Consider the following 12,301-nt stretch of genomic DNA (forward strand, 5'->3'; position numbering starts at 1 on the left):
TGTGAGGCGTTGAGCTAACCAATACTAATTGCCCGTGAGGCTTGACCATATAACACCCAAACAATTTGGTGTTAGACGGTGAAGTCGACGAACCGAAAGTTCGCAAGAACCGCAAATACCTGAATCACATACCCGAATTCGGATGAGCGTTGAAAGACGGGCATCCTAAAGAATTGCTTGACGACCATAGAGCGTTGGAACCACCTGATCCCATCCCGAACTCAGTAGTGAAACGATGCATCGCCGATGGTAGTGTGGGGTTTCCCCATGTGAGAGTAGGTCATCGTCAAGCACCTATCCCAAAACCCCTGGTCAGCAATGACCAGGGGTTTTGCTTTTGCGCGCGGAAAAGTGCCGGTCTCGTGGCGAGCGGTGAAGTTCCTTTCTGCGCAGCATGGCATGGACATTTCGCGAAACAAATTGTCGCTGCCTTGCCTCGCCCCATCTTCCGGGCTTTCATCTGGTTGTCACATTGCTTTCATAGAGTCTTCATGCGCCATTTCGATAGTGGCGTCGATCGAATCTCGTTCTGTTCCAAGGAGCAAGGCATGAAACTCAAGCGTTTGATGGCGGCCCTGACCTTCGCCGCTGCGGGCGTGGGCGCCGCCAGCGCTTTCGCCGCTATCGATCCGGCTCTGCCGGATTACCAGAAAGCCAGCGGCGTCTCGGGCAATCTGTCCAGCGTAGGCTCGGATACCCTGGCCAACGTCATGACCATGTGGGCCGAGGAGTACAAGCGCCAGTATCCGAGTGTGAACGTGCAGATTCAGGCGGCAGGCTCTTCCACTGCACCGCCTGCGCTCACCGAAGGCACCGCGAACCTGGGGCCGATGAGCCGCAAGATGAAAGATGTCGAGCTGCAGGCCTTCGAGCAGAAGTACGGCTACAAACCCACGGCGGTTCCCGTGGCTGTCGATGCCCTTGCGATCTTCGTGCACAAGGACAACCCCATCAAAGGCCTGACCATGCAACAGGTCGATGCCATTTTCTCCTCGACCCGCTTGTGCGGGGCCAAGCAGGAGGTGAAGACCTGGGGGGATCTGGGGCTGACGGGCGACTGGGCGAACAAGCCTGTCCAACTGTTCGGCCGTAACTCGGTCTCGGGCACATACGGTTACTTCAAGGAAGAAGCCCTGTGCAAGGGTGATTACAAACCCAACGTCAACGAGCAGCCAGGTTCCGCTTCGGTCGTGCAGTCGGTCAGTCAGTCGCTGAATGGCGTGGGCTATTCCGGTATCGGCTACAAGACGGCGAGCGTGAAGACCGTGCCGCTGGCGAAGAAGGAAGGTGGTGCCTTCATCGAGGATAATGAGCAGAATGCGCTGAATGGCAGCTACCCGTTGTCGCGCTTCCTTTATGTCTATGTGAACAAGGCGCCGAACAAGCCCCTGGCTCCCCTGGAGGCCCAGTTCCTGAAGATGGTGCTGTCGAAAACCGGCCAGCAGATCGTGGTGAAGGACGGCTACGTGCCGCTGCCGGCCAAGGTGGCTGAAAAAGCGATCAAAGACCTGGGCTTGTAACCGCCCCGTTTGCCGCTTGCCGTCATAGGGGCGAGCGGTAGGCAATCGAGCCCGTTGGCAGGTGACTGCCGACGGGCTTTGTCGCGTCATTTCGATGTCATCTTTCTGTCATAGACTGCCGCTAGGGTGTCTGCCCATGAATGACCTGGTCCCATCTTCGATGAGCAACACTCCTCCCGAGCGGATCGATTTCAACACGCCGGCCCTGCGCCGCAAGCGCCGCCTGCGTGCGCTCAAGGATCGGTTGACCCGCTGGTATGTGCTGATCGGCGGCCTCGCCGTGTTGGTGGCCATCACCCTGATCTTCTTCTACCTCGCCTATGTCGTGTTGCCGCTGTTCCGTGGCGCCGAGCTGGACGCCGGGAAGCCCCTGGCTCCTGCCTGGTTGAAGACGGCCCAGGCACCGCTGCTGCTGAGCATCGAAGAGCAGAACCAGGTGATGATGCGGGTGGGCACCGACGGCCAGATTCTGTTCATCGATCTGAGCACCGGTGACGCGGTCAGCCGCCAGGACCTCAAGCTGCCCGCGGGCACTCATGTGGTATCGATCGCCGAGGATCAGCCAGGCCACCCGCTGGTGGCATTGGGGCTGTCCAACGGCCAGGTGCTGGTGTTCAGGCACAGCTACAAGATCAGCTATCCGGACAACCGGAAAGTCATCACGCCGCAGATTGAATATCCCTACGGGGAAACCCCGGTGACCCTCGACGCGCAGGGGCAGCCGCTCGCGCATGTCGCACTGGCTTCCGGCGATGACAGTCTGCTGCTGGCCGCCTCTGCCGGCAGCGCGATGATGCTGCTCAACCTCAGTAGCCGGGAGAACATGCTGACCGGCGAAACCACGCTGGAACAGGAGCGTGTCGACCTGCCGCAGATCGCCGAGCCGATCAAGGCGATCTACATCGACCCACGCAAGCAATGGCTATACGTGATCAATGGGCGTGCCCAGGCCGACGTCTTCGACCTGCGCACCCACCAACTGAATGGCCGCTACAAGTTGCTCGACCATGCCGATAGCGAGGTCACCGCAAGCAGCCAGTTGCTCGGCGGCATCTCACTGATGATCGGCAGCTCGAAGGGCAGCATCAGCCAGTGGTTCATGGCCCGCGATACCGATGGCGAGCCGCGCTTGTCCCATGTCCGGGATTTCCGTCTGGGTCGCCTGCCGATCACGGCCATCGTGCCTGAGCAGCGGCGCAAGGGTTTCATCGCCCTGGACGACGGCGGCAACCTCGGCGTGTTCCACAGCACCGCGCACCGCACCCTGCTCATGCAGCAGATCGCGCCGGGCGATGGCGCCCTGGCGCTTTCGCCGCGCGCCAACCGGGTGCTGCTGGAGCAGGGCGGCGTACTGCATACTTTCAGCCTGAACAACCCGCATCCGGAAGTGTCCTGGAGCGCGCTGTGGAGCAAGGTCTGGTACGAGAGCTACGACAAACCGCAGTACGTCTGGCAATCGACCGCCGCGACCACCGATTTCGAGCCCAAGCTGAGCCTCGCGCCGCTGACGTTCGGCACCCTCAAGGCGGCGTTCTACGCGATGATCCTCGCCGCGCCCCTGGCGATCGCCGCGGCTGTCTACACCGCCTACTTCATGGCTCCGGGCATGCGCCGCAAGGTCAAGCCGGTGATCGAACTGATGGAGGCGTTGCCGACGGTCATCCTCGGCTTCTTCGCTGGCCTGTTCCTCGCTCCTTACGTCGAAGGTCACCTGCCCGGCATTTTCAGCCTGCTGCTGCTCACGCCGCTGGGCATTCTTCTCGCGGGCCTGCTCTGGAGCCGCCTGCCCGAGCGCATCCGTCTGTCCTTGCCGGATGGCTGGGAGGCCGCGCTGCTGATTCCCGTGGTGCTCGCCGTCGGCGCCTTCGCCCTGTGGCTCAGCCCGCACCTGGAAACGGCTTTCTTCGGCGGCGACATGCGTCTGTGGATAAGTCATGACCTGGGTATCACCTACGATCAGCGCAATGCCCTGATCGTCGGCCTGGCCATGGGCTTCGCGGTGATTCCGAACATTTTCTCGATCGCCGAAGACGCTATTTTCAGCGTGCCCAGGAGCCTGACCTATGGCTCACTGGCGCTCGGTGCGACGCCCTGGCAGACCCTGACCCGGGTGGTCATCCTGACGGCCAGCCCGGGGATCTTCTCGGCGCTGATGATCGGTCTCGGGCGTGCCGTGGGCGAAACCATGATCGTGCTGATGGCGACCGGCAATACACCGGTGATGGATGTGAATATCTTCCAGGGCATGCGTACCCTCGCCGCTAACGTCGCGGTGGAAATGCCCGAGTCGGAAGTCGGCGGGACCCATTACCGCGTGCTGTTCCTCTCGGCGCTGGTGCTGCTGACCTTCACGTTCGTGATGAACACCCTGGCCGAGCTGATCCGTCAGCGGCTGCGGAAGAAATACGCGTCGCTCTGACCGGCGCCTGACGAGGCTCATCTGTGAAACAGAAACAGGATTCCGTGAAAGCCTGGTTCGCCAGCGGTTCTCCCTGGGTGTGGATGAACGCGGGCGCGGTGTCGATCGCGGTGATCATGACCATTGGCCTGCTCGCGCTCATTGCCGTGCGTGGCCTGGGGCACTTCTGGCCGGCGAACGTGCTGGAAGCGACCTACAGCGTTCCCGGTGAAACGCCCAAGACCCTGATCGGCGAAGAGGTGCAGAGCGAAGAGGTGCCGCGTGCGCGCTTGCGCAGCGCCGGCTTGCCGGTGCCGGCCGACGGCCCGGAGTTGATGACCCGCGAGCTGCTCAAACTGGGCAATCGCGATCTCACCGGCAGCGACTTCTCCTGGGTCATCGGCGAATGGCTCAGCGAGCGCCGGCAGCCCGCGGACCTGCTGGTCCTGGAGCGGCGCGAGTGGGGCAATTACTACGGCTATCCGGTCAGCCTCAAGCAGGACGGCAAACAGGTGGCCGACGGCGCCACGCTCATGCCCGAGCTGCAGGCGCGCATGCAGCGCGTCGATGACCTGTATCGCCAGCTCAACGCGCTGGAAAAGAAGGATATCGGTGGCATCAACCACGACCTCGAGCGCCTGCGCCTGAAGGAGCGCCGCCTGCAGCTCGATGGCAGGCTGGATGCCGCCGCACAGGCCGATCTGGCCAGTACCCGCGCCGAATTGCAGGCGCAGTACCAGGGCTACGAGGCGCAGCTCGGCGAATTGCGTCAGGCGTTCAACCGCGACAGCCTGGTGGTGCGTGACGCCAGCGGCCAGCAGACCGAGATCAGCCTCGGCAAGCTGGTCCATGCCTACCAGCCCAACGCCATGGGCTACGCTGCGAAGTTCGCTTTTTACTTCGAGAAACTCTGGGAGTTCCTCAGCGAGGACCCGCGTGAGGCGAATACCGAGGGCGGTATCTTCCCGGCGATTTTCGGCACCGTGATGATGACCCTGGTGATGGCGCTGATCGTCACGCCCTTCGGCGTGATCGCCGCCGTTTATCTGCGCGAATACGCACGCCAGGGGTTGCTGACGCGGGTCATCCGTATCGCGGTGAACAACCTCGCCGGCGTGCCGGCCATCGTCTATGGGGTTTTCGGCCTGGGCTTCTTCGTCTATGTGCTCGGCGGTTCCATCGACCGCTTGTTCTTCCCCGAGGCGCTGCCGGCGCCGACCTTCGGCACGCCTGGCTTGTTCTGGGCCTCGCTGACCCTGGCGATCCTCGCCGTGCCGGTGGTCATCGTCGCTACCGAAGAAGGCCTGGCGCGCATTCCGCGCACGGTGCGCGAAGGCTCGCTGGCCCTGGGCGCGACCAAGGCCGAGACCTTGTGGAAGATCGTCCTGCCGATGGCCAGCCCGGCGATCATGACCGGGCTGATTCTCGCCGTGGCCCGTGCCGCTGGCGAAGTGGCGCCGCTGATGCTGGTCGGTGTGGTCAAGCTGGCGCCGTCGCTGCCGGTGGATGGCAATTACCCGTATGTGCACCTCGACCAGAAGATCATGCACCTGGGCTTCCACATCTACGATGTCGGCTTCCAGAGCCCCAACGTCGAGGCCGCACGGCCGCTGGTGTACGCCACCGCGCTGCTGCTGGTCATAGTGATCGCGCTGCTGAATTTCTCGGCCATCGCCATCCGTAACCGCCTGCGCGAGAAGTACAAGGCGCTGGAAAACTGATCGCGGCCAGCAGCCTCCAACAGGAGACCGAAGATGCAACACGATTCCCCCCGTCACGGCCTTGACCTCGCCGCCCTGGGCCGCACGCAGCGCCAGGGCATGCGCCTGGAGAGCGAGGGCGTGGCGTTGGAGGTGCCTGGCCTGAACCTGTTCTACGGGCAGAAGCAGGCGCTGTTCGACATCACCATGACCATCCCGAAGCGGCGTGTGACGGCCTTCATCGGCCCGTCCGGCTGTGGCAAGTCGACCCTGTTGCGCTGCTTCAACCGCATGAACGATCTGGTCGACGACTGCCGCGTGCAAGGCGAGATCCGCCTCGACGGGCACGATATCTTCGCCAAGGGTGTGGATGTCGCCGAACTGCGCCGCCGCGTGGGCATGGTGTTCCAGAAACCCAACCCGTTCCCCAAGACCATTTACGAGAATGTGGTCTATGGTCTGCGCATCCAGGGTGTGAACAAGAAGCGCGTGCTCGACGAGGCGGTGGAGTGGGCGCTCAAGGGCGCCGCATTGTGGGACGAGGTCAAGGATCGCCTGCACGAATCGGCTCTGGGCCTGTCCGGTGGCCAGCAGCAGCGCCTGGTGATCGCCCGCACCATTGCGGTGGAACCCGAGGTGCTATTGCTCGACGAACCCTGTTCGGCGCTCGATCCGATCTCTACGCTGAAGGTCGAGGAACTGATCTACGAACTGAAGTCCAAGTTCACCATCGTCATCGTCACCCACAACATGCAGCAGGCCGCACGGGTCTCCGACTACACGGCTTTCATGCACATGGGCAAGCTGGTCGAGTACGGCGATACCGATACCCTGTTCACCAATCCGGCGGAGCGACAGACCGAGGACTACATCACCGGGCGCTATGGCTAGGGCCCGATCCGCGCCGCAGGATAGCGGCGGTCGCATCATAAAATTGCAACCTTAGGCTCGTAGCCTGCAGCTTTCGCGGAGCGAAACCTCATGATCAACAAAGAAAGCCTCACCCATCACATTTCCCAGCAATTCAACGCCGAGCTGGAGGATGTGCGCAGCCATCTGCTGGCCATGGGCGGACTGGTCGAGAAGCAGGTCAACGACGCCGTGACGGCCCTGATCGACGCCGATTCCGGCCTCGCCCAGCAAGTGCGCGAGATCGACGACCAGATCAACCAGATGGAGCGCAACATCGACGAGGAGTGCATGCGCATCCTCGCGCGCCGCCAGCCGGCGGCGTCCGACCTGCGCCTGATCATCAGCATCTCCAAGTCGGTGATCGACCTCGAGCGCATCGGCGACGAAGCCTCGAAGATCGCCCGCCGCGCCATCCAGCTCTGCGAGGAAGGCGAGGCCCCGCGTGGCTACGTCGAGGTTCGCCATATCGGCGGCCAGGTGCGCAAGATGGTGCAGGAAGCGCTGGACGCCTTCGCCCGCTTCGACGCCGACCTGGCGCTGTCGGTGGCGCAGTACGACAAGACCGTCGACCGCGAGTACAAGACCGCTCTGCGCGAACTGGTGACCTACATGATGGAAGATCCGCGCGCCATTTCGCGGGTGCTCAACGTCATCTGGGTCCTGCGTTCGCTGGAGCGCATCGGCGATCACGCACGCAACATCGCCGAACTGGTGATCTACCTGGTGCGTGGCACCGACGTTCGTCATCTCGGTCTGACCCGCATGAAGGAAGAAGTGCAGGGCAAGTCGGAATAGCGCTCCATGTGCTAGCGGAGCGTTCCGGGCGATCATTCTGTGTCCGGACGGCTACGTCGGCGTGGCATCCTGCCAGCGGGCAAGGCTATCCTTCGCCTTGACGTTCCATGGAGCCGACGATGAGCAAGGTCAGTGTGCTGGTCGTGGATGACGCCTCGTTCATCCGTGACCTGGTTAAAAAGGGATTGCGCGACCATTTCCCCGGGCTGCGTATCGAGGAAGCGGTGAACGGGCGCAAGGCCCAGCAGTTGCTCGCCCGGCAAGCGGTCGATCTGATTCTCTGTGACTGGGAGATGCCGGAAATGTCCGGTATCGAGCTGCTCGGCTGGTGCCGGGCGCAAGAGCCGTTGAAGGCAGTGCCCTTCATCATGGTGACCAGTCGCGGCGACAAGGAAAACGTGGTCCAGGCCATTCAGGCCGGGGTCTCCGACTACATCGGCAAGCCCTTCTCCAACGACCAGTTGGTCACCAAGGTGCGCAAGGCATTGAGCCGCAGCGGCAAGCTGGAGACGCTCATGGCCTCGACGCCGCAGCGCAGCCTGGCGGGCGGCCCGCCGAACGATTCGCTGAGTGTGCTTACCGGCGGCAAGGCTGAAGTGCTGCGTAGCCCGGCTGCCGCCGTGGCGCGTCCGGCAGCCCCGGCTCCGGCAGCGGCCGCCCCGAGCGCCGCCGCACGGCCAGCCATGCCGTCCAAGGGACAAGGGCAATTGCGCCTGCCCAATGCCAGCCTGCCCTGTGTGATCCGCGGTCTCAGTCTGAAGGACGCGCAACTGGTGGTGAAGCGTGGCGAGCTGCTGCCGCAGGTACTGGAGTCCGCCGTGCTGGACCTTGAAGAGGGCAGCGAAGTGGCCCGTCTGAACGGCTACCTGCACGCCGTCTCTGCCCTGGAGCCGAAGCCGGACAGCGAATGGCTATTGCTGCACTTGCGATTCGTCGACCAGGACCCGCAAAAGCTCGATTACCTATCGCGCCTGATCGCCCGCGGCAGCTCGCAGAAGCACTACGTTCCCGGCGCTTGATCGCGTGGCACCGCGTCCTCGATATCGGACTGCTTCACAGCCTGACCGCCGGCCGCTCGCCGGCGCCTGGCTGCGCTGCTAGTCTTGCCGGTGTCGGATACTTATAACCAGAGTCGACATGCTAGGGCGCGTGATTTTCCTCTGCGGTCTATTGGCCGCGACGGGGCCGGCTGCGGCCGTGACCATCTACAAGTACGTCGACGCCAACGGCGTGGTCACCTACACGGATAAAGCCGTGTCGGGTGCGCAGGTGTTCGTCTTCCGTGATCGCATGGTCGAGCACCTGGAGCAGCAGGTGAAGCTACAGACACTCAAACACGATGGCGGCGACACCCTGCAGGTGCGCAATGACCTGTACGCGCCGGTCGAAGTGGAGCTCAGCGTCAGCGGCGAGCAGAACGTGACGGGCGCGCCCGAGCGGCCGATCCGTTGGGTGCTGGCGCCACGCAGCGCGATCCGCCTGGCGACCCTGAGCCCGCGCGAGGCGGGCAAGCCCATGCAGTACAAGCCGACGTTGCGCTATGCCTTGGGTGATCCGCGCCTGCAGCCGGCCCCCTATCGCTACCCGTTGCCCTGGCGCGGCGGGCCGTTCCGCCTGACCCAGGGGGCCAACGGCAAATACAGCCATTTCACGCCGAAAAGCCGCTACGCGCTGGATATCGCCATGCCCGAGGGCACGCCTATCGTCGCTGCCCGTGGCGGCATGGTGGTGAAGGTGGAGAACGCGCAGAGCGGGCGTGGCAACAACCCTTCCGGCAATTTCGTGCGGGTCCTCCACGACGACGGCACCATGGGCGTCTACCTGCATCTGATGCGCGGCTCGGTGCTGGTCAGCGAGGGCCAGCGGATCGGCGTCGGCACGCCGCTGGCGCGTTCGGGCAATACCGGCAACAGCAGCGGGCCGCACCTGCACTTCGTGGTGCAGCGCAACGTCGGTCTGGCGTTGGAGTCGATTCCCTACGACTTCGCCCAGCCGGTGGGAACCCTGCCGAACTTCGCGGTGGTCAAGGAATAGCCCGAGACACCGCCGGAACGCACAAGGCCGCCCATGGGCGGCCTTGTGCATGGGGCGCGCCGGTCAGTCCAGCTTGATCACCTTGGCCAGGACGATCTTCGGTCCTTTCATCTTCTTCACGATGATGCGCAGGCCCTCGGCTTCCAGCACTTCCTCTTCTTCCGGTACCCGCTTGAGGCTGTCGTAGACCAGGCCTGCGAGGGTTTCCGCTTCGACATGGTCGAGGTCGATGCCGAGCAAGCGTTCCACCTTGAACAGCGGGGTGTCGCCGCGCACCAGCAGCTTGCCCGGCTGATAGGCGAGGATGCCGCGCTCGGCCTTGCGGTGCTCGTCCTGGATATCGCCGACCAGCACTTCCAGCACATCCTCCATGGTCAGGTAGCCGATCACCTTGTGGTCGGCCTCCTCCACCAGGGCGAAGTGCGCCCCGCCCTGGCGGAATTGCTCCAGCAGGCGCGACAGCGGCATGTGCTTGGTCACCAGTTCCAGCGGGTGGGCCAGTTCGTCGAGGTCGATGGCTTGCGGCTGGGTTTCCATCGTCGCCAGCTCCAGCAGCAGGTCCTTGATGTGCAGCAGGCCGGTGAATTCGCCTTTCTCGCTGTCGTAGACCGGGTAGCGGCTGTACTTGTGGCGGCGGATGGTCGCCAGCACATCGGCCAGCGGCGCATGGCGCTCCAGGTAGACCAGGTCCTCGCGCGAATTCGCCCAGTCCACCACTTCCAGTTCGCCCAGTTCCACCGCCGAAGCGAGCACCCGCATGCCCTGGTCACTGGGGTCCTGGCCACGGCTGGAGTGCAGGATCAGCTTCAGTTCTTCGCGGCTGTAGTGATGTTCGTGATGCGGCCCCGGCTCGCCCTGGCCGGCGATCTTGAGAATGGTGTTGGCGCTGGCGTTGAGCAGCCAGATGGCGGGGTACATCAGCCAGTAGAACAGGTACAGCGGCACCGCGGTCCACAGCGACAGCAGCTCCGGTTTGCGGATCGCCCAGGACTTGGGCGCCAGCTCGCCGACGACGATGTGCAGGTAGGAAATGATGAAGAAGGCGCTGAAGAAGGACACGCCGCGAATGACTTCTTCCGAATGCACGCCGACCGCGGCCAACAGGGGTTCGAGCAGTTCGGCGAAAGCCGGCTCGCCGACCCAGCCCAGGCCGAGGGACGCCAGGGTGATGCCCAACTGGCAGGCGGAGAGGTAGGCGTCGAGTTGGTTGTGCACCTTGCGCAGGATGCTGCCACGCCAGCCGTATTGCTTGACGATGGTCTCCACGCGGGTGGCGCGCAGCTTGACCATGGCGAACTCGGCGGCGACGAAGAAACCGTTGAGCACGACGAGGAAGAGGGCGAAGAGAACGAGGCCGAAATCGGCGAAATAATTGAGCAAGGGGCTACTAGGGGAAGGGTCCATGGCGGTGTTGGCTAATGAATGAGCGGTTAAGGATGGGGGCTGGGCGGCTTCGTGGCAAGCCGGCAACTGCAAGACGACATTGCTGGCCGCGCGGCCGGCGCCGGGCTCTCTGCCACGGCCATCAGGCCACCTGCTGCGGCGGGAAGTGGCAGACGAAATGGCTGCCCTTGCCCGGTACGCTGCTGATCTCCAGGCTGGCGCGGTGGCGCAGCAGCACATGCTTGACGATGGCCAGCCCGAGGCCGGTGCCGCCGGTGTTGGCATTGCGGCTGGAGTCGACCCGGTAGAAGCGTTCGGTGAGGCGCGGCAGGTGCTTGGCGTCGATGCCGATGCCGCTGTCTTGCACCGCCAGATGCGCGCCCTGCTCGTCGCCCCACCAGCGAATGCGGATCTCGCCGCCGTCCGGGGTGTACTTCACCGCGTTGAACACCAGGTTGGAGAAGGCACTGCGCAGCTCCGCCTCGCTGCCCTTGAGGCGTACCCGTGGGTCGGCCTCCAGGCTGATGCGGTGGTCGCGGGCGCCGGACAACGCCTGGGCGTCGTTGCGGATCGCCAGCAGCATCAGGTCCACCGCCACCGGCTTGTTGTCCGCCGGGTAGTCGGTGGCTTCCAGCTTGGCCAACAGCAGCAGGTCGTTGAGCAGACTCTGCATGCGCGACGCCTGCTGCTGCATTTGTTGCAGGGCGCGAGTCCAGCGCGGATTGACGTCCTCGACGTTGTCCAGCAGCGTCTCCAGGTAACCGGCGATCACCGTCAGCGGTGTGCGCAGTTCGTGGGAGACGTTGGCGACGAAGTCCTTGCGCATCTGTTCCAGCTGCTGCACGCGGGTCACGTCGCGCACCAGCATCAGGTGTTCGCCGTTGCCGTAGAGGGTGATCTGGAATTGCAGCAGCAGGTTGTCCTTGGCCGGCGAGGGCAGGTCGAGGGGCTCCTGGTACTGGCCGCGGGCGAAGTATTCCTTGAAACGCGGGTGGCGAATCAGGTTGGTCACCGACTGGCCGCCATCCTGCGGGCTCTTCAGGCCCAGCAAGCGTTCCGCGGCGAGGTTCCACCACTCCAGGTTGCCGTCGCTGTCGAGCATGACCACGGCATCGCGCAGGGCGGCGGTGGACTCCTGCATGCGATCGATCACCGCCTGCAGGCGGCCGCGCGCGCGCTCGTTGCGGCGTTGCAGGTGGTAGATGCTGTCGAAGACTTCCCCCCACAGGCCGTAGCCATCGGGCGGCGGCTCGTCTTCGCGGTGGTTCTTCAGCCATTTGTGCAGGCGCAGCACCTGCCACAGGGTCCAGCCCAGGTAGATGCCCAGGCAGCCGGCCAGGGCCCAGCCGTATTGCCCACTGACCAGGCCGATCAGCAGGCTCGCGGCGATCAGTAGCAGCAGATGGCGAATGAGGGCGCCACGCCAGTCTTGGTTCACCAGGTCCTTTCCTTAGTGAGTGCCGTTTCGCGATGCGACCGGACAGGCCGTGCGCCGCGGAAACCGTCTGGGGAGTCGCTTGCAGCCAACGCAGCCGTTGGCGCCTCGCGTGCCGGCAGCA

Annotated in this window: 9 protein-coding genes and 1 rRNA gene; 8 read left to right on the forward strand and 2 right to left on the reverse strand. The window is 63.8% G+C overall.

Features of this window, described 5'->3' with window-relative positions; all coding sequences use genetic code 11:
* Positions 1–176: 176 nt before the first annotated feature.
* The 8 genes from rrf to BLQ74_RS18375 all read left to right on the forward strand — a co-directional run bounded on the left by rrf (position 177) and on the right by BLQ74_RS18375 (position 9,359).
* Positions 177–292, forward strand: a 5S ribosomal RNA gene (rrf, locus tag BLQ74_RS18340).
* A 256-nt stretch (positions 293–548) separates the two neighbouring features.
* A complete protein-coding gene (locus tag BLQ74_RS18345; RefSeq protein ID WP_090264821.1) occupies positions 549–1,520 on the forward strand; it encodes a phosphate ABC transporter substrate-binding protein PstS family protein in 972 nt (323 codons plus the stop codon).
* Between the two features lie 385 nt (positions 1,521–1,905).
* Positions 1,906–3,939, forward strand: coding sequence for an ABC transporter permease subunit (locus BLQ74_RS18350; RefSeq protein ID WP_090265495.1), 2,034 nt, complete (start codon positions 1,906–1,908; stop codon positions 3,937–3,939).
* Positions 3,940–3,962: 23 nt separating this feature from the next.
* Entirely contained in the window at positions 3,963–5,639 is a 1,677-nt protein-coding gene (pstA, locus tag BLQ74_RS18355; protein WP_170842822.1) for a phosphate ABC transporter permease PstA, read from the forward strand.
* A gap of 33 nt (positions 5,640–5,672) precedes the next feature.
* Positions 5,673–6,509, forward strand: coding sequence for a phosphate ABC transporter ATP-binding protein PstB (pstB, locus tag BLQ74_RS18360; protein WP_090264823.1), 837 nt, complete (start codon positions 5,673–5,675; stop codon positions 6,507–6,509).
* A gap of 90 nt (positions 6,510–6,599) precedes the next feature.
* Complete coding sequence (gene phoU, locus BLQ74_RS18365) at positions 6,600–7,325, forward strand: phosphate signaling complex protein PhoU (protein WP_090264825.1); 726 nt, start codon at positions 6,600–6,602, stop codon at positions 7,323–7,325.
* 119 nt (positions 7,326–7,444) lie between these two features.
* Positions 7,445–8,344: a response regulator gene (locus tag BLQ74_RS18370; protein ID WP_090264827.1), complete on the forward strand. Its 900-nt coding sequence runs from the start codon at positions 7,445–7,447 to the stop codon at positions 8,342–8,344.
* A gap of 118 nt (positions 8,345–8,462) precedes the next feature.
* Positions 8,463–9,359, forward strand: a complete 897-nt coding sequence (locus BLQ74_RS18375) for a peptidoglycan DD-metalloendopeptidase family protein (protein WP_090264829.1) — start codon at positions 8,463–8,465, stop codon at positions 9,357–9,359.
* Positions 9,360–9,422: 63 nt separating this feature from the next.
* Here BLQ74_RS18375 and BLQ74_RS18380 read toward each other — a convergent pair whose 3' ends face one another.
* Positions 9,423–10,763, reverse strand: a complete 1,341-nt coding sequence (locus BLQ74_RS18380; RefSeq protein WP_090264831.1) for a hemolysin family protein — start codon at positions 10,761–10,763, stop codon at positions 9,423–9,425.
* Positions 10,764–10,884: 121 nt separating this feature from the next.
* Positions 10,885–12,180: a phosphate regulon sensor histidine kinase PhoR gene (gene phoR / locus BLQ74_RS18385; RefSeq protein ID WP_374439442.1), complete on the reverse strand. Its 1,296-nt coding sequence runs from the start codon at positions 12,178–12,180 to the stop codon at positions 10,885–10,887.
* Between the last annotated feature and the right edge of the window lie 121 nt (positions 12,181–12,301).

The sequence above is a fragment of the Pseudomonas panipatensis genome (genome assembly GCF_900099785.1).
Classification (GTDB): domain Bacteria; phylum Pseudomonadota; class Gammaproteobacteria; order Pseudomonadales; family Pseudomonadaceae; genus Pseudomonas; species Pseudomonas panipatensis.

What these genes read in the sequence shown, in the direction of transcription:
- BLQ74_RS18345 (WP_090264821.1), top strand. Translation starts at nt 549, where the DNA reads ATGAAACTCAAGCGTTTGATGGCGGCCCTGACCTTCGCCGCTGCGGGC.
- pstB (WP_090264823.1), top strand. Translation starts at nt 5,673, where the DNA reads ATGCAACACGATTCCCCCCGTCACGGCCTTGACCTCGCCGCCCTGGGC.
- phoU (WP_090264825.1), top strand. Translation starts at nt 6,600, where the DNA reads ATGATCAACAAAGAAAGCCTCACCCATCACATTTCCCAGCAATTCAAC.
- BLQ74_RS18370 (WP_090264827.1), top strand. Translation starts at nt 7,445, where the DNA reads ATGAGCAAGGTCAGTGTGCTGGTCGTGGATGACGCCTCGTTCATCCGT.
- BLQ74_RS18375 (WP_090264829.1), top strand. Translation starts at nt 8,463, where the DNA reads ATGCTAGGGCGCGTGATTTTCCTCTGCGGTCTATTGGCCGCGACGGGG.
- BLQ74_RS18380 (WP_090264831.1), bottom strand. Translation starts at nt 10,763, where the DNA reads ATGGACCCTTCCCCTAGTAGCCCCTTGCTCAATTATTTCGCCGATTTC.